The sequence below is a fragment of the Microvenator marinus genome, from assembly GCF_007993755.1.
In the GTDB taxonomy this organism is placed as follows: domain Bacteria; phylum Myxococcota_A; class Bradymonadia; order Bradymonadales; family Bradymonadaceae; genus Allomicrovenator; species Allomicrovenator marinus.
Genome location: NZ_CP042467.1, coordinates 5,669,842 through 5,686,985, shown reverse-complemented (window position 1 = coordinate 5,686,985; position 17,144 = coordinate 5,669,842). Strand labels below are relative to the sequence as shown.

General features: G+C 55.5%; 18 protein-coding genes. 3 read left to right on the top strand and 15 right to left on the bottom strand.

The window, feature by feature from the left end; translation table 11 throughout:
• Positions 1-17 precede the first annotated feature (17 nt).
• Positions 18-716 carry an MYXO-CTERM sorting domain-containing protein gene (locus tag FRD01_RS23430; protein ID WP_146963547.1) on the bottom strand — a complete coding sequence of 233 codons (699 nt, stop codon included), beginning with the start codon at positions 714-716 and terminating at the stop codon, positions 18-20.
• Positions 686-1,117 (bottom strand): YchJ family protein, encoded by a 432-nt coding sequence (locus FRD01_RS23425; protein WP_146963545.1) that lies wholly within the window; start codon positions 1,115-1,117, stop codon positions 686-688. The genes FRD01_RS23430 and FRD01_RS23425 overlap by 31 nt, the downstream gene beginning before the upstream one ends.
• A 158-nt stretch (positions 1,118-1,275) precedes the next feature.
• Between FRD01_RS23425 and FRD01_RS23420 the strand changes: the two genes are divergently transcribed.
• Complete coding sequence (locus FRD01_RS23420; protein ID WP_146963543.1) at positions 1,276-1,893, top strand: TVP38/TMEM64 family protein; 618 nt, start codon at positions 1,276-1,278, stop codon at positions 1,891-1,893.
• Here the strand turns inward: FRD01_RS23420 and FRD01_RS23415 are convergent.
• Both FRD01_RS23415 and FRD01_RS23410 read right to left on the bottom strand, forming a co-directional pair.
• Positions 1,860-3,047 (bottom strand): saccharopine dehydrogenase family protein, encoded by a 1,188-nt coding sequence (locus FRD01_RS23415; protein ID WP_146963541.1) that lies wholly within the window; start codon positions 3,045-3,047, stop codon positions 1,860-1,862. The two genes, FRD01_RS23420 and FRD01_RS23415, sit on opposite strands and share 34 nt — an antisense overlap.
• A 1-nt stretch (position 3,048) precedes the next feature.
• Positions 3,049-3,555, bottom strand: a complete 507-nt coding sequence (locus tag FRD01_RS23410; protein WP_146963540.1) for a deoxycytidylate deaminase — start codon at positions 3,553-3,555, stop codon at positions 3,049-3,051.
• Between the two features lie 93 nt (positions 3,556-3,648).
• On the opposite strand from FRD01_RS23410, the gene FRD01_RS23405 reads away from it, so the two are divergent.
• Positions 3,649-4,152 carry a hypothetical protein gene (locus FRD01_RS23405; RefSeq protein ID WP_146963538.1) on the top strand — a complete coding sequence of 168 codons (504 nt, stop codon included), beginning with the start codon at positions 3,649-3,651 and terminating at the stop codon, positions 4,150-4,152.
• Here FRD01_RS23405 and FRD01_RS23400 read toward each other — a convergent pair.
• Both FRD01_RS23400 and FRD01_RS23395 read right to left on the bottom strand, forming a co-directional pair.
• Positions 4,120-5,013, bottom strand: a complete 894-nt coding sequence (locus FRD01_RS23400) for a LysR family transcriptional regulator (RefSeq protein ID WP_146963536.1) — start codon at positions 5,011-5,013, stop codon at positions 4,120-4,122. The two genes, FRD01_RS23405 and FRD01_RS23400, sit on opposite strands and share 33 nt — an antisense overlap.
• Before the next feature lie 267 nt (positions 5,014-5,280).
• Positions 5,281-5,730, bottom strand: coding sequence for a YaiI/YqxD family protein (locus FRD01_RS23395; RefSeq protein WP_146963534.1), 450 nt, complete (start codon positions 5,728-5,730; stop codon positions 5,281-5,283).
• A 109-nt stretch (positions 5,731-5,839) separates the two neighbouring features.
• Between FRD01_RS23395 and FRD01_RS23390 the strand changes: the two genes are divergently transcribed.
• Positions 5,840-7,495 carry an ABC-F family ATP-binding cassette domain-containing protein gene (locus FRD01_RS23390; RefSeq protein WP_146963532.1) on the top strand — a complete coding sequence of 552 codons (1,656 nt, stop codon included), beginning with the start codon at positions 5,840-5,842 and terminating at the stop codon, positions 7,493-7,495.
• Here FRD01_RS23390 and eutL read toward each other — a convergent pair.
• The 9 genes from eutL to FRD01_RS23345 all read right to left on the bottom strand — a co-directional run bounded on the left by eutL (position 7,492) and on the right by FRD01_RS23345 (position 16,982).
• Positions 7,492-8,154: an ethanolamine utilization microcompartment protein EutL gene (eutL, locus tag FRD01_RS23385; protein ID WP_146963530.1), complete on the bottom strand. Its 663-nt coding sequence runs from the start codon at positions 8,152-8,154 to the stop codon at positions 7,492-7,494. The two genes, FRD01_RS23390 and eutL, sit on opposite strands and share 4 nt — an antisense overlap.
• On the bottom strand, positions 8,151-9,056 hold the full coding sequence (gene eutC, locus FRD01_RS23380; protein ID WP_146963528.1) for an ethanolamine ammonia-lyase subunit EutC: 906 nt from the start codon (positions 9,054-9,056) through the stop codon (positions 8,151-8,153). Before eutC ends, eutL begins: the two co-directional genes overlap by 4 nt.
• Positions 9,053-10,414 carry an ethanolamine ammonia-lyase subunit EutB gene (locus FRD01_RS23375; protein ID WP_146963526.1) on the bottom strand — a complete coding sequence of 454 codons (1,362 nt, stop codon included), beginning with the start codon at positions 10,412-10,414 and terminating at the stop codon, positions 9,053-9,055. Before FRD01_RS23375 ends, eutC begins: the two co-directional genes overlap by 4 nt.
• Before the next feature lie 56 nt (positions 10,415-10,470).
• Positions 10,471-12,243 (bottom strand): plastocyanin/azurin family copper-binding protein, encoded by a 1,773-nt coding sequence (locus FRD01_RS23370; protein ID WP_249755856.1) that lies wholly within the window; start codon positions 12,241-12,243, stop codon positions 10,471-10,473.
• 157 nt (positions 12,244-12,400) lie between these two features.
• Positions 12,401-13,621 (bottom strand): alginate export family protein, encoded by a 1,221-nt coding sequence (locus tag FRD01_RS23365; RefSeq protein WP_146963524.1) that lies wholly within the window; start codon positions 13,619-13,621, stop codon positions 12,401-12,403.
• Positions 13,622-13,695: 74 nt separating this feature from the next.
• Positions 13,696-14,967, bottom strand: a complete 1,272-nt coding sequence (locus FRD01_RS23360) for an alginate export family protein (RefSeq protein WP_146963522.1) — start codon at positions 14,965-14,967, stop codon at positions 13,696-13,698.
• Positions 14,964-15,383 (bottom strand): hypothetical protein, encoded by a 420-nt coding sequence (locus tag FRD01_RS23355; RefSeq protein WP_146963520.1) that lies wholly within the window; start codon positions 15,381-15,383, stop codon positions 14,964-14,966. The genes FRD01_RS23360 and FRD01_RS23355 overlap by 4 nt, the downstream gene beginning before the upstream one ends.
• Positions 15,380-15,787 (bottom strand): hypothetical protein, encoded by a 408-nt coding sequence (locus FRD01_RS23350; RefSeq protein ID WP_146963518.1) that lies wholly within the window; start codon positions 15,785-15,787, stop codon positions 15,380-15,382. The genes FRD01_RS23355 and FRD01_RS23350 overlap by 4 nt, the downstream gene beginning before the upstream one ends.
• The gene (locus tag FRD01_RS23345) at positions 15,780-16,982 is read right to left on the bottom strand and encodes a hypothetical protein (protein WP_146963516.1); all 1,203 of its coding nucleotides are present in this window, start codon (positions 16,980-16,982) and stop codon (positions 15,780-15,782) included. Before FRD01_RS23345 ends, FRD01_RS23350 begins: the two co-directional genes overlap by 8 nt.
• Positions 16,983-17,144: the final 162 nt, after the last annotated feature.

The following is a 17,144-nucleotide window of genomic DNA, read 5'->3' as shown; positions in this document are numbered from 1 at the left end:
TAAGACCCAGATCTAACTCAAGATCTGGGTCTTTTTTTATACCTGGAACGCCGCCCCAGAAGGCCGAAAAAAAGAAGCAAAACCCAAGACGCACTCCCTCCAACGCTCGAGCAGCCTTCGTCGCCTTCTTGGTCAACCTCAAAGCCCATGTCTACCTCGGGCTGGCCCATGTCCGTCTCAGCGGGCTCCATCCCTGAAGCTCCACAGCCGCTACGGTCCAAACTGCAATCTTCATTGCAGACCAACACGCCGTCATCGAGACCGAGCGTCACGCAGGTTCTTCGATCGAAGTTCTCGCCATCACACTCTTCGGGAGGTGTAACTCGGCCATCACCGCACGATGATGGCGGGTGCAACCTGTCATTCCCAGGATGGGTGAACGTCCCCGGAGGGTCCGGGTCACCGATTTCCCAGAATCCGTCCGGGTCACCGAGCTCTTCGCCGTTCGTGAAGCCATCTCGGTCAGAATCCAGCGACGCCAATCTAGACCAGTCGATATCAGCCTGAGAGACTAGACCCTCACCTAGCGCCGATACGGTTGCCGACCCAAACGGCGTAAAATTTCCTCCACCACTCGCCGTTTGATGACAACTCGTGCAGCCAAATTTGGACCCGTGTGGAATCTGGTCGACCCTAAAATCTCGCGCCTCAGCTTCCGACCAACCGAAGGCCGCACCCAGGAGAATTAGTGCACAATACCGCTGTGATAGAGCCATCGGCCGTCCTTTTTGATGAATTGACTGGTTTCGACCATCGAAATGTCTTTTGCACCTTGTTTGATCAAGGCTTTGAACTTCAATGTTCCGCGCTCTTCTCCAATATCTTCGGAAATCACCCGAAAGCCCAGAAAGTTTGCGCCTTTTGAGAAGGTACGTGTGTGCGCGCGCCAGGCCGCTTCGTCATGCCACCACGCGCTCCCGTCGGGGTCGGTGGTCTTGATGATATAGTCGGCGTCCCCCACCGCATAAGCGCAATATCGTGTTCTCAGAAGCTCCAGAGGGCTTGAAGCAAACTCCGACTCCTGATGAAAAGGTTCACAGCAAACATCGTACTCTTTGCCTGAGCCACACTTGCAACGAAGGTCCGGTCCTCTCGATTTCTTTAATTTTCGCGCCATACAACACCGTTCAACTCAAAGGATGCTTTTCTATATCGCAGAGTCATCGTTCAAGCTGCTAGAATCGAAGAAGTGAACCCAGCGCACAAGAGAATACCCTGCACGATCAAGACCCAATTCCGTGGAAACGACTCTTCAAACTCTTGGTGCTGACCTTTTTGGGTTTTGCCGCCATTGCGGCAGTCGGAGGCGTGCTCGGGGTCTCTAACCGTGAGTTTTTGCTAGCGTGGGTTAACACGCTGAGTGAGCACCGGACCGAGTTCGCGCTCGGGGTCATCCTTCTCTTGACCATCGACAGCTTGCTCGCCATTCCGACCATGGCTACAGCCATCCTTGCGGGCCACGTTCTCGGTACGCTTTTAGGAGGCACAGTAACCACCATAGGAATCGGCTGTGCGGGCACGGCCGTTTACACGCTCTCCCGGTTCGGTGGACAGAGGCTCTTACCCAAGGATCTCGCGAAACCCCTTGCGTTTGTGGCGCATAAGTACGGCATCTGGGCGTTTGTCTTTTGCCGCACCATTCCGATGATGCCAGAAGCTCTGAGTGCTATCGCGGGCGTCTCAAAACTTCGCTACTTCAGGTATTTGCCGATTTTCTTAGCCACCAACGCGCCCTTTGCGTTCATCGGCGCATGGGCCGGCAGTATCAGCACCGTGGATTCACCGGCTCCGGGCCTTATCGCAGGCTTCGCGCCACCAACCCTTGGGGCAATCTTGTTGGTGGCACTAAAGATTCGCCATCAGAGGACTTCGAAGACCATCCCGGCGGATTGAAGTCTTTGAATGAGGCCTTCTCCCATGCTTGATGCGGGCGTGAGCACCCCGCCGTTGCCTTCAGTTTGAGCGAGCTCCATAGCACTTTCAGCCAACATAAGGGCGGTCGCGCCATAGCCCGGGTCTTTCTTCCCTGCGACTTTCGCCTGAAGCTCATCATCACCATCTTTCGCCACAAAAAGCACTTCGTAGAAGCCCTTTTCGATCTGCTCGGGTGTGGGCCCTTCACCGGGCTTAGGCAAGAACTTGGAGAGTAGATTCCGGGTTGGGCCAATCGCTGCCACCCCGGTAAAACCAACCATTCCTGCACTGATCGAACCCGCGGCGATTGCCCCCTTGGGGCCTTTGCCCGTGAGCATTCTCTCGTCGTAGGAGAAGTTCTCTCCCCAAACGTGGTCCATCAAAAAGTTCGAACGTCGCACCACGCGCGTATTGACCGACCCCATCAGAAATGGCGCGGTCCATTGCCCGACACGCGCATCGTGCTCAGCGCCCATCCTGTCTCGCCCATCGGGGCCTTTGTCACCGGGACTAAGACTGTAGGGGTTCACCAGAATTCGGCGCACTTCTTTGTTCTCGCTGGCTTCCTCCATTAGATTCAACATGCTGGCCACCGTGCCGCCGCTGAACCCACCTTTTGCCACCTTGAGGTAGAACCGAACCTCACTGGCATAACGCCCAAATTTCCTCTTGAAGGCGTCTTGGACAAACAAGTTCCCGAGGTCACTAGGAATGGAGTCGAAGCCGCAGGTATGAACGATTCGAGCGCCAGATTCCTCGGCTCGTTCGTGGTGGCGGTCGATCATCCGCCTCATCCAATGAACCTCGCCCGTGAGGTCGCAATAGTCCACGCCTTCGTCCACGCACGCAGCCACTAAGCCGGAGCCGTATCGTGCATAAGGACCAACGGTAGAGCACACCACACGTGTGGCTTTGGCCATCTTATGCAGTGACTCAACGTCATTGGAATCGGCAACAATGACTGGCACGCTAGATGCCGCGCCTACGTCGTCCAATGCCGCACGCACCTTGGCTTCGTCTCGGCCAGCCGCGGCCCAGGCTAAATCTTTAGGGGCGTACCGGACCATGTATTCAGCCACCAGCTTTCCGGCGAACCCGCTGACTCCGTAAATAACAATATCGAATTCGGTCATTTCAACTCTCGGTTGTTGGCTCATCATCCACAAGCTCGCCCAAACGCGGGTCGCGCGGTCCTTCCACAGTGTCCACACCGACGCCATGATCGCGAAGATACGCCACGCCGTTCTCTCCCATGTACCCACCTTCGACCACGAGCACCTTTGAGATGCCCGCGTGGTGAATCAGTTTCGCGCAAAGGATACAAGGCTCGCCGGTGACGATGAGCCATGCACCTTTACACGGGACTCCGCTTGCCGCCGCGTTGCAGATCACGTTCATCTCGGCGTGATGGCAACCAACCTCCATGCGTTGTCCAGATGGCACACCCATCGTGTCACGCAGACAAACTTCATCGCCGCACAGATGGCCGCCGCCTCTTGGACCGCCGTTGTAACCATCCATAAGAATGACGTTTCGCAGCGGATCGAGGAGCAACGCACCGAACTTCCGGCGCGGACAATTTGAAGCTTTGGCAAGGGCTAGGCATTGCTCAACGCGAATCTTGATATGTTTCTCTTGCATGATGAATCTGGGTCCGGGCCAATTCGATTACGAAATTGACAATCATTATCAATTAGAGCACCCTCCACCCACTAAAGACCTGTGGAGTCACTCATGAAATTCCTCGCCATCTTGCTAATCTCCCTAACTCTTGCGTGTCAATCGAAGTCCTCCGAACCCAAGGCTCAAACTGAAGCCCCGGTGGGTGACGGGCCAGAGCACGCTGAGCACCACGCCGAGGAGCACGACCACCATTACGAGCTCGGAAAGACCATGTTCACGATTTCAACGCGATTCTCGCATATCTGGTACGCGGGACAGGCGGGCAATGCCGAGATGGTGAAGTACCAAACCCACGAGCTCGAAGAGATCGGCGAGGAGTTGAAAGAGGAGAATGTGGTCGAAGGCAAAGTTGTGGTGGGAGAGGACTTCCAAAAGACTCTTTATCCGCACTTTGAGGCGATGGAAGAGGCTGTGGCTAAGAAGGACATGAAAGCCTTTGAGGCCGCCTATGATACGGCAATCTCCAACTGCAACCGTTGCCACACCATGACGGGATACGGCCATCTGCAGGTCGAGCGCCCCTCATTTAATCCGTATCCGAATCTGAAGCTCTAGTACCGCAAAGTCCAAAAAGAGCGAAATCCTTCTCGGGACAACTTCACGAGGCGCGTGCAGAGCCCAAACCTCGCCAATATCGAGTGGGTATTCAGGGAATAGAACCTCGAGATCTCCTCGATCCACTGGCCCACGAATCACGTAGGCTGGGAGCGCTCCAATCCCCATCCCGCCTCGCGTCGCGTAGTAGCGTGCAATCGGGTCGTCTGTCTGCAACGGCCCCCTTGGGTTCACCACCACTCGCCCTTCAGGAGTATCGAAGATCCACTGGCGAAGCGCGGGATAGGTCAAGTCAGTCATGCACGAAAAGTTCTCGAGGTCAGCCGGCCTATTGGGGCGGCCGCTCCTCTCGAGGTACTCAGGGCTCGCGCAGAGATAGTAGAGATTATTGCCAAGTTTGCGGGCCTTCATATCGCTGTCGGGCAGAACTCCCATTCGAATGGCCACGTCGTGCGGGTCGGTTGCAAAATCCACGACTTTTTCAGTCAACGTCAGGTGGATTCTGATTTCCGGATATTGCCGATGAAATCTTGGCAAGAGACGCGCGAGGTGGAGTTGCCCAAACGAAGGGATGGTCGTGATGGACAAGGTCCCGCCTGGGTTTTCCAGTGTGTCGCGCAGTTTTTCTTCCAAGTTATGGGCGCGACCCACAATCTCTCGGGCCTCATCGAGTACAAGCTCGCCTTCCGGGGTCAAACTCAACTGCCGCGTCGTTCGCTGCATCAGGGCCACTCGGTAGTGGTCTTCAAGCTGCGAAATCTTCTTACTCACGGTGGATGGAACCACGTCGAGCACACGTGCAGCTTCGGCAAACGAGCCCTTTTCTGCCACCAAAACAAATGCTTCAAAGAGGTCAATCATCAATCCTCCAGATTATTCATTCCAAATTGGAACGAGAGTCTAGACGATTCACACTCTACACAATTCCATCCGAGAACCTAAACTCAATATTGTAACTGGAGCGCTTATTCATGCGCTCTACGGAGGTTCTATGGAAGCCATATTCGCATATACTCTTACCACAATCTACGCCGCCACATCGATAACCGTAGTTGGATTCTGGGCATGGGCCTCGCTCACGAGCAACAATCGTGCAAAAAAGGAATTAATTATGCAAGATTTGCCACACTAACGCTTCGCTTTTGTAATCCAGCGGTCTAAAGCGTTCGCAAACGTCTGCTTATGCGACTCGCTAAAAGGTGGCGGCCCGCCTGCCTGCACGCCTTGGTCGCGTAATTCCTGCTGAAAATCCCTCAAACTAAGGGCTTCACGGACGTTCTCCTCGTCCAGTTCCCTCCCATAAGGCGTCAAAACCTCGCCCCCCTTCTCCACAACCCGCGCGGCGAGCGGGATGTCGGCGCTGATAACGAGGTCGCCGGCTTCGAGCTCTTCTACGATATGGTCGTCGGCCACGTCGGCTCCTGCCGACACCACCACCGCGGAGGCTCGACTCGATTTCGGCTTTTCCATCCATCGGTTCGCCACAAAGACCACATCGATCTCGCGCTTCCACGAAGCCTTAACCAGAATCTCTTTGATTGCGTTTGGGGTTGCATCTGCATCGACCCAGATCTTCATACACTCTCCTATTTAGGCCCAACTACTTTGGCAGACCAAACCTCGGATTGAAACCCTAAGTACTTCCGTGTAAACCGTCGCCCGACCTATTTGGACGCTCGGAAGACAGATGATTTCATTGACAGACCTCGGTGTTAGCCACGGCGCACGCAACCTCTTCGCCGGTACAACCATGATTTTCAACGCGGGCTCGCGTTACGGAATCGTAGGAGCAAACGGCTCGGGAAAATCCACCCTTCTGCGCATTATTGCTGGCCAAGAGGAGTCCACCTACGGAACGGTCACCATCCAAAAGGGGAAGCTCGTTGGTGTACTCGGCCAAGATCACTTCAAGTACGACAAGGTACCCATCCTTCACGTGGTGATGATGGGTCTGCCGGAGCTCTGGAAGGCGATCGACGAAAAAGAAAAGATGCTCGCCGCGTGCGCAACAGACCCTGAAGCCTTTGATGTGGACCGCTACGGAGAGCTCGAGGAAGTCATTATCGCCAACGATGGCTACACCCTCGAGTCGCGCGCAGCCGATATTCTGGAAGGCCTAAACATCCCTCGAGAGAAGCACCTGCAGCCCCTTTCGGTGTTAAGCGGTGGCTACAAGCTCCGCGTACTTCTCGCTCAAACGCTCGCGAGCAATCCCGATATCCTCCTTCTTGACGAACCAACAAACCACTTGGATATCGTCTCGATCGCCTGGCTTGAGAAGTTCCTCTTGGACTACAAAGGATGCGCCATTGTCGTGTCTCACGACCAGCGATTCCTGAACACGATCTGCACGCATATCGTGGACGTCGACTACGAGCTGGTCACGCTCTATCCCGGAAATTACGACGCGTTCGAAGACGCCAAGAAAGGGGACCGCGACCGCAAAGAAGCCGAGATTCAGAAGCAGCAGGACTTCATTCAAGACCAGAAAGAATTCATTGCGCGCTTCAAAGCCAAAGCGTCCAAGGCGCGTCAAGCTCAGAGCCGAGTCAAGCAGATCGAAAAGATCGATATCGAGATTCTTGCTCAGAGTTCCAGGATGTATCCCACGTTCAACATCCCTGCGGCACGCGACACGGGCAAGGTCGCGCTGACGGTGGAGCACGTCTCAAAATCGTTCGGCGAAAACCGAGTCCTCGAGGACGTGACCCTTGAGCTCCTGCGCGGCGAGCGTATGGCCATCATCGGCCCGAACGGTATCGGTAAGTCTACCTTGCTCAAGATTATCATGGGCGAGTACCCGGCTGACGAAGGAACGGTTGAGTGGGGGCATGCTGCGGAGCCTGGTTATTTCTCGCAGGATCATGCCGAGATGAAGGCTGATGGCGAGCTCTCGCTCATCGAATGGCTTTGGAAATCTTGCTCCGACCAGAGCACAGGCTTTGTGCGCGGGAAACTTGCCGAAGTTCTTTTCACCCGCGACGACGTGGAGAAAAAGGTCGGCAACCTTTCGGGTGGCGAGCTTGCGAGGCTTGCGTTCGCAAGAATCGGTATCCAGCAACCCACCGTTCTGGTACTCGACGAGCCTACGAACCACCTTGACCTTGAGGGCATCGAGGCCATGGCCGAAGGTTTGGAGAAGTACCCCAACGCCATGATTTTTGTGTCGCACGACCGCTGGTTTGTTCAGCGTCTCGCCACGCGGATCGTGGAGATTACCGAAAACGGCGTCACTGACTACCGTGGCTCCTACGATGACTTCTTGGCCTGGTCACAGACTACGGACCATTTGGACCACCAACAAGTACTGGCGGCCGAGAAGGCCAAACGACGCGCGACTTAACCGAGTTGTTCGATGGCGTTCATGCCGACCCGAACGACCATCTCGGCGAACGCCTCGGCCGCTGCCTGACATTCGGGGAGCTCGCCGGTGAGCCATGCGGCTGCGAAGTTAGTCTCAGTGGGAGGTGGGAAGATCTTGGCCGCACGCACATCTGCCGCTTTAAGGGCAGCGTCGAGCGCGATTGAGGCTTCCATGGGTGGTGCGACAAGGTACGCCATCGAATCCCCAAATTTCAGCCCTGCTTGCTCGGACAAGTAGTATCCAAGCGACGAAATCACGTGCGGGAATACCGCGATGGTGCCGTCCGCATCCGCCGTGTAAAAACAAGCGTCATGGTCAAGGCATCTAATAGCCGCTTTAAGGCCTTCTTCGATCTCATCCGGGTTTGCACCCGCGATAACCCCTAGAATCTCGCCAGAGAGCCTTCCGGACGCGTGAGCAGCCCCCGCGTAGAAAGACTTGGCGTAAACCACGTCAACGGGTGAGTGCTTTGTGGCCTCGTCCAACGCCACATATGTGGAATCGTCCTGGTCGCAGGTGATTAGGCCCAACGAGCTGTGTTTCGAAGGATCGGCGCCGTACGCCTCGAGTAGCGAAGGATGGGCGTTATGGAGTCGGCGAACACTCAAGATCTTCGGATAAATAGGTTCCAGAATCATGTCACCAACCTCACACGTTTTTGAGGCGCACGGTGGGCGCGCCCCGCCGCCTCTCCAAGTTCTGCAACAAGCCCACTCAAGTCCAGAGGCACGCCTGATGTCTTCTGCTCCATCATCGCGCCGGCGAGCACGGCCAGTCTTCGAGCGGCCTGAGCAGGCGGGGTTCCGCGCTCATGGATGTTGGACATCATGTTTCGATTGCCGTCGGTCTTACCGATTCTTGGCTCGTACACCATATAGGCACTTAGTCCGTCACCTGTGCCAAGGCCTGGCCGTTCACCGAGCAGAATCACGGCCACCTTAGCTTGAACTTCCTGCCCGATTTCATCTTCGAGCCAAACCCGGGCGAAACGGGCGCACATCGGTGTTCCAACGCTCCAGCCACGCGTCTCACACTCACGGGTAAACGCCTCCAACAAGGTCATTCCAGAACCCATACAGGCAACCGCAGAGAGGCCATCCGCAAGAATCGGCTGGACGTCTACGCCCCGCTTGGCTTCTCGTCGAAGCCGCTCAAGCGACTCGTCGTTGAGTCTGCGGCCAAGGTCTGGACGGAGCAAAAACTCGTGGTGGTCTTTGACTCGCGTGTTTAACGAGAGGAGACCTTGCTCCTTCGCCCAATTTTCGGGCAAGACCGCATCCACTGCCTCGTGCGCAACCGCGAGTTCTGCCTGAAACTGAAGCACCACGTCTGTGGCATAGCGCGTGCCAACATGACCGATACCCACCAATGCAGTTGTATGCTCCGCCGCAGCCAGAGCGTAGGCATCCGAGTGTGCCTCACGTGGGAAAATCTTTGCCGGCGGCGCGGGGATCTTACCAACGGCTTTCGGCGGCGAGAGCGGACGACTATGCCCTAGTCGCTGTCTCAAACCCTCGATCATGTCGCGTGTGGTACTCATCGAATCACCGTTTGGTCGCCGAATCTCGGGCCCGGTTTTCCGCCGTCCCAGATTCCCATCTCGCTCAACCACGCATCAAACTCAGGAGTCGGACGTTTGCCTAAAAGGCCACGCACGCTCGGGATGTCGTGGAAAGAGGTCGACTGGTAGTTAAGCATGATATCGTCGCCCACAGGCAAAGACATCAGGAACGCCACGCCCGCTGACCCGAGAAGCACTTTCAGGCATTCGAGTTCGTCCTGTCCCATACGCGCATGGTAGGTGAAGCACGCGTCGCAGCCCATGGGAATGCCAAGCAATTTACCCATGAAATGGTCTTCGAGCGCCGCCCGCGTGATCTGCGCACCATCCTCCAGATACTCCGGCCCGATGAAGCCCACCACGGTATTGACCAAAAACGGGTCGTATCGGCGCGCAAAACCATAACAACGTGCCTCAAGGGTAACCTGGTCGGCCCCGTGATGCGCATCGGAGCTAAGCTCGGAGCCCTGCCCTGTCTCAAAGTACATCACGTTCGGGCCTTTGGTGGGCGTCATCTCCTTCATCTTGGCCCAAGCCTCATCCATGAGGCTTACTGAAATCCCAAAAGCCTCATTTCCGGTCTGGGTTCCAGAGAGCGATTGAAACATGAGCCCCATCGGCGCCCCAAGGTCCAAAGCGGCCATCTGAACCGTCACGTGACTCAAGACACAATTCTGAGTTGGGATGCGATTCTTGCGTGTGACTTCATCCAAGGCCATCAGGATATCGCGAGTCGATTCTGCGGTATCCGTAGCCGGGTTAACGCCAATCACCGCATCGCCACAGCCGTAGCTCAAGCCTTCGCGGGCGCTGATCAAAATCCCTTGCACATCGTCCGTTGGGTGATTCGGCTGAATCCTAGAACTCATGCGCCCCGGAAGGCCGAGCGTGTTGTTTGCCCTGACCACAACCTGTGCCTTAGCCCCAACGGTCATCAAGTCCATATTGGACATGAGTTTACAGGTCGCGGCTGCCATTTCCGGGGTAAGCCCACGCGAGATAGAGCGCATCAGCTCACCGGTCGTGCTCGTTTCGAGCAGCCACTCTCGAAACTGCCCCACCGTCAAATGCTTGATCGCCGCGTACGAAGGCTCGTGGAGGTCGTCCTCGACAAGCCGTGTAATCTCGTCGGTCTCATAAGGAAGTACTGGATTGTTGCGTAATTCTTCGAGAGTCACATCGGCGAGCACGGCGCGTGCTGCCACTCTCTCTACGGCGTCGCGGGCTGCGACACCGGCGAGTACATCGCCAGACTTATGCGAATTCGCCTTGGCGAGTACTTCCTTGATCGACCTAAATGAGTAGGTAACCCCGCGTATGGTTGAAGCTAACCTCATCTGACTCCTTGAAGCCATTTGAAGTATCGCATTAACCCAAAGTGTTCAAGACGGGGTTAGTTTCGGCGGCGTACGAAGAGCAGTCCAAGCGCGATGAGCACGAGGCCAGCCGCACCTGCAGGGGAGCCAGTTGTTGAACAACCACCTTTGGGCTCCTCGACCACCTTAGGTTGGCGCACGATAATCTTACCCTTCATATACGGGTGGGGTGCGCACATATACTCGTTCTCGCCGGCAGTCGTGAAGGTATGAGAAGCTGTCTCAGCGTGCGCCAGAAGTGGGGTGGCAAACCGCTCCGGACCGTTGATACCAATGGCGTTGTGAATACCTGAGTACTCGCCAGCCATGAAGGTGAAGACGTCCTCGTTGATCCAGGTGACTTTGGTGCCTGGCTCGATTTCGATCACTTTCGGATGGAAGGAGTTACCGATGATTTTGACGAACACTTCCTTCTGCTCTGGGCCATAGTAGACCGGACGGTCAGCCTCAGCGTTACCGATTCCGAAAGGCGAAATCGTACGTGTCGCCTTCTCGATCTGCTCTGCCTTCTCAGCTTCGGTATAGGCCGGTGCTTCGGCGAGGTAGGTCTTAGGACCGGGCTCTGCTTTGCCGTCCGCAACGATGACTCCGATTGAGCCACGACTGGTCGCGCCTACGGCGTGGTCGAGCATCAAGTACGAGCCTTCGTCCGGTGGCAGCCTGAATTCCACAACCCATGAATCCGTAGGGCCCGAGGTAATGGACTGTCCGCCGTATTGGAACTTATCTGGGTGCCCCTGCCAGTAGGCGTAGTCCCAGAGGATACCCACAATATGGAAGGTCGAGGTGCGATTCGGACCGATATTCAAGTAGTGAATTCGGACGTAGTCGCCTGGGCGCCCTACAATCGGCTCCTCAACGTAGCGGAATACCTTTCCGTTGAATGCCGTGTAGAGAAGGTCGCCATTGATAGCGTCGGCGCCGCTCGCGTAGAACTCGTGTTGAAGAAGGTAGAGGTTAATGTCGGGCTTTCTGCCGAGCTCTTCCTCAAGTTTGTATTTGGTCTCCTTAGGCTCAACCACCATCATTCCGTACTGTCCGAAGAGCACGTGCATAGGGATGGCGTGGCCACCCGGCGCGCAGTGATACATGTACACACCGGGCACAGTCGCGCGGAAGACCACCGATTTGGTCTCGCCGGGTTGCACTTTACCCACATACTTTGACGTTTGGGTGTACGCCGCGTGAATCGACGCCCCGTGAGGCACGGAGCCAGTGTTCTTGATCTTCATTTCGACGATATCGCCTTCTTGCACGACGATCGTTTGACCAGGCACACCGCCGTCCATGAGGAAACCATCATAGACCACACCTTGTCCGATATAAGTCTTGCCTTCATTGAGTTCGATCGTGAAGGTCTTGTCGGGTTTGGTGTTTTGAGGAACGAAGCTCGTGGTGCGAATGGAGAGGTTCTCGTCGCGCTCGATGATGTCGATAAAATCCGCACCTTCAAAAATGGGGTTGAGCTCACCCTTCTTAGCTACGCGCTTTTTGGCGTCTGGGGTCACTGAGGCGACTTGTGTTGGGGCAGCCTTAGGTGCCTTGATATCCGCCTGGGCAAGGACCACATTGCCCTTGACCTCATTACCGATAGGAAGTCCCTTCTGGTTTTCCATGGCCTGGAGCATGTCTTTGCCCGTGAGCGAATCGGAGCGCTCCGCCATGACTTGTTTACGGAAGACCTCGTTACACGAATCGCACGCGAGCGCGTCTGCGCTGTAGAATGCGCCCATTGAGACGAGAGCGAGAAGAATGCCCTTTAGGGCGGGATGTGGGGATTTTTTCGTCATGGCCAGACCTCCTGTGTGCTGCATGCCATGAACGGAACCTAGCAACACGCGAGGAGCCGGCAGTGATGTAGATCATACAAAACGAAGAAATTTCCCCAATCTAAGATAAATTCGAATCAACGAGCGGACAATGCGGTAAATTGTCGCACCCTAACCCTCAGTAGAACCACAACATTGTGGTGTATAGCCAGCTTGCAGTTCCGTCAGGATTTCCGTCAAGAACCATGCCCTCATCCGCGAAAAAAAGTCCGCCACCACCCTCAAAACTCAGTCCACCAATCGGCTTGACGCCGATGGCGAGGTTCAACTCAGTCCCAAGTCTGGAATCGAAGTCGGAGCGCCAGAACTCATGCGCTTTGAAGTGAATTTGCGTGTAACCGGTGTCGAACTTCGCACCCACATGAGCCTCTGCCAGATCACTGCGCCTGAAGAAGTCCATCCAGCCCAGATGCGCATGTCCCTTGGGGTAGACCGGGTCGTTGTCTTCACTGGCCCAAGATATCGCGCCGTAAGTTGTCAGAACGCCACCAAGGACGTAGCGGCCTTCGATCTCAAACATGCCACCGGTGAAATCTTCAGTAGCTGAGGTACACAGGCTTTCCGAATCCTGCACGCAAATTTGTCCGGCTTGGAGCGCGCCTTCAGCCACTAGGTTGGCCTTTTTGTCGCCCAATTTCAGGCGCATACCAGCCACACCGAGGAGCTTCCGATGGGCGGCATCTGACTCGAAATCGCTCAGTTTTGTATCTGCAAGAAGATAGACATCGAGCTCAGAGATTCCGGGAATCATTCTCAGGCTCGAGTAGATTCCGGAGAAATAGCCGTCGTTCTCCAGGAACTCGGTGCCGGGCCCGCCGTCCTGATTTCGAGCGGCCCACACGTCTACAAATCCATCCTCAATGAGTCTTGTTCGCACACGCACGCCGTCCCAAGTACGGCCCACCTGATTCCAGCCCGGTGCCCCAACAACTCTCGCCTCACCATAGTTGAGCTCAAAGCGCCCTGCCCTCAGCTCCAGGTGATACCTGATCGAGTACTCAATCCACGCCTCGTAGGCTTTGACCGGAAAGGGAGCAATTTGAGCATCTGCTTCGTCCCCCCAGATTTGTGCAAACTGAATTGTGGTGCGGGCGCGCAGCTCCTCGCCAGGCAAACTCACCCCGAGGCGCGTGCGCTGCGAGAAGACATCCCGTGAATTCGGCTGGTTGCCTGTGACGAGTTGATTATCGAGTTCTTTGCCGAAATGGTGACCAAACCGGGCTTCAAGGCGTGGACGTGTGTCGGCGTGAATTTCGAGCTCCGGCTTAGCACCGTCTTCGGCAGCAGCTGCCGGAACAAAGAGCATCGATGAGAAGATTAGAGGAAGTAGATTTCGCATTTTTCATCCATTCGAATTTCTACTTTGTTTAGCAGCACTCGAATGGATCAAAAAGCTCAGGTTTAGGCGCGCCCTTAGAATGCCCATCGCATGGACGCGAATGTCCATGTTGCGAGGCCGCTCGCCTCCTCAGTCGCCGACATTCCTTCAGCTGCAAGGAACAACCCCATTCCGGCATCCACCGCCACCGAGTCGGTGAGAGGCAGAGTCAACTGAAAGTCCAGTTCATTTCCCAATCGAACCATTTCCGGCTCAAGACGTTGAAACTCGTGTAGTTTGAGGGTGAAGCTCATCCACTCAAACTTTGTGTTCACACCTGCGTAGATGTCCACGATGTTGGAGCGAGGGAAGAAGTCCATCCAGCCCACGTGCGCATGTCCGGTGGGATAGAGTTGGTCAAAGGCCTCGTTTGTCTCGGTATCGGGATTGTCGCCGCTGGCTACAGATCCCCCGACAAACGTTCTAGTCTGCCCAAATTTGTATCCACTCTGAGCCTCCGCGAACCACGCAAACGCATCCTGACTTTCGGTAAGACACGCACCGTCAACATCCCGCAAACACCGTGTGCCCCCCTGGATGGCGCCCTCCACTACGAGGTCCCACGCGTTTACGACTGTCTTTGACCGCACTCCGAAGGTGAAGAGCATCTCTTGATGCGCAGCGTCGGTGTCAAAATCGGAAAAATGGGTGTCGGCCAACGCATAGATGTCAAGCTCGGCAACCGGTCCTAGTTTGCCGAACCGGGAGTAGACTCCGCTCAGATACGCATCGCCCACAAGGGCCTCAGTTCCTGCTCCACCATCGATATGTCGAGCACCAAAGACGTGCACAAAATGATCCTCGCCAAAACCTACTTTGAGCCTCAATCCATCCCAGGTTCTGCCAACCTGGCTCCACCCAACAGACCCCAGAACCCTTTCCTCGCCATACGCGATTTCAAAACGCCCCGCCTGAAGCTTCAGGTTCGGAAGGAAGGCGTAGTCGATGAATCCTTCATAGAGCTGAATCGGAAAAGGATGCAGCTGAGCATTCACCGGAGCTCCCCAAACCTGCGCAAACTGCACCGTGGCACGTGAATGAACCTGTCCGTGATTAAGGCTTACCCCGACTCTAGACTGCTGGGAGAAGAGGTCCATGGAGTCGACTTTGGGCCCGTAAAGAACGTCGGCCGCTTCTTCGCCAAAGAGATGTCCTGTTCTCAACTCCAGCCGTGGACGAAGGCTCGCGTGTACCTTCAAGACGGGCTCGGCCACTTCGTCTCTGGTGACGCTAGGCAGTGTCTCCGCCGCAAGATCGGTGCTGAGCAGCAATCCCAGAACCACAAAAAGTAGATGTGTGTTTTTCATACCAACCTCCCATTGCCTGACTTCTTCTTAGGAATGACCGCCCCAAAAGGACGGATTCTCGGCCAGGCGTGAATCAGAAATAGAAGCGCCGAAATCAGCGCCAAGACAATCGAATACAGTGTCCAATGCACCATAACCCCGACCCATGCGGCGAGGTTTAAGACCACGAGCGAAGCAGCGGCAAAGCCGGGACGCGGGCGTTCTCGCCCATCCCTTGGAAGGATCCAATACGCCACCGCAAATACAATTTGAGCCATCGCCCCGAGTGTCATCATCGAGACATGACCGTGGAGAAGGTCGAACCCGGGATGAATGTAGGGTGCACCTTTGGCAGCCAATAACCATGCGCCCATCGTCCAGCCGATGGCGAAATTCAAGAGCCCCACCTTCAACGCTATGATCGAAAGTCGAGTCATCCCTTCTCCTTGATTCTTGGCCAGAGGAGTCCAACGAGGATCAATCCCCCCATCCATTGAAGAACTGCGGAAAAGACCACCACTGCGTTCATTGAAAGCCAGCCAAGTGCGCCTGCAGGTTCTGCAATGCCTCGCAATGCCAATCCCACTGTGAGGAGTCCATAACACAGCCAACCGAGCCATTCAGGGCCGCGCGGCGCTTCCTTGGTCCATCTGGGGAACATCCAAAGCGCCACTCCCGCGATCATGAAGGTCATGAACCCAACCGTGAAATAGTGAAGGTATGTGGGCAAGAGGAGCATGGCCCACGGCATACCGGCCACAGTCGCGGCCAAGAGAAGGCTCAGCCCCAAGACAAAAAAGACCAGCGCGGTCCGAAGAAATACTCGTGTGATTCTAGGCATGTCCCCTCCTTTGATTCGAGTTCTTGAAGTGGACCAATGCCCAGAAGACCACAAGAGCAGGACCGAAACTCGTCAATACGGTGGCCACTTGACCCGCCCTAAGAAACGCCAACGCATCCAGATTCAAAAATGAAGCAAAGACCGACCAGAGTGCGGTTGCGGGCAAAATCCCGAGGACCAATGGCGGCACGGTCCATGCGAGGGCACTTGCCGTTCGCGAACCTACCAGCCTATCTCTAACTTCCCAGAGTCCTACCGATAACACGCCGAGAAAGACCCAATGTAGAAAGAGGATCCGCACGCCGCTTCGGTCTGCCCAGTGCATAATGTCTGGAACCGTGTAGAGCAGGCGCGCCGCTGCCATCAGGAGCAGCGCCAACGCCAAGAACTTTGAGGCATGCTTCAGAAGCGGCCACCAGGTGCGCAGAAGCCCATACACAAAAAATACGGAACTAAGTCCGCCGAGCACTCGCAGTTCCAAAGGGAGCCCATGAATCACAGCCAGAAAGCTGAGCGGAATGCCTGCCGCCATGACGGGAAGAAAGCGCGTTGTGAGCGTTGCGTTTCTTGACAAGGCCATGAGGCCCAAAAGGCCCACCAGGAGCCAACCATCGGTCATGGTATTCAAAAACATATGAACAACGCCGGTCGTCCATACGGGGTCGTCAACGCCAAGAGGCACTAGTAGGCCTCTAAGCCAGGCGCCAAGAGTGCAAACCACCATGAAGAAATTCGCGATATCCAAAACTAGGCGGGTTCCTTGGTCGAATACGATGTGCCGGTGCTTTTTCCACACCCAGGCGAACCCGTACCAAACGAACATCAGAGCCGTTGAAATAATGACCGAAAGCGGCATCCTAACCGGGCCGATCTCAGCCAATTTATAGCCCCAAAAAAGAAAGGGAATGAAGCTCGCCATTCCAAGACCCAGCGACCAGTGAATCAGGCGCCTAAACCCGCCAATATGCGCGCCGAGACGTCCCAAATATTCCGTCAAGAGGATCATCCAGCCGGTAGTAGCCCACACAAAGAGCATGACGTGAGAATGGGCGTGCCGAACGTGGGCGAGCTCAAGGCCAGCCCAGTTTCCTGTGGACATCGCATAGCGCATCCAGGCACCGACCAAGCCCGCAAACACAAATCCCGAGGCTGCCGCCTTCCATTCCCAATCAAGCTTTGTCTTCTTTGTGTTCATCAATTCTCCGGGCCAAAACCAACCTTGCCCTCCACACACTGCTAATCTCGTTCCAAAAAAAATCTCGCGTATGATCCACATCACTTTCTTTTCAATTTTTCCTGATACCTTTCCATTCAGTTGACGGTGTCTGCACTCACTCGCTCCTTCACTTTAAGTGCA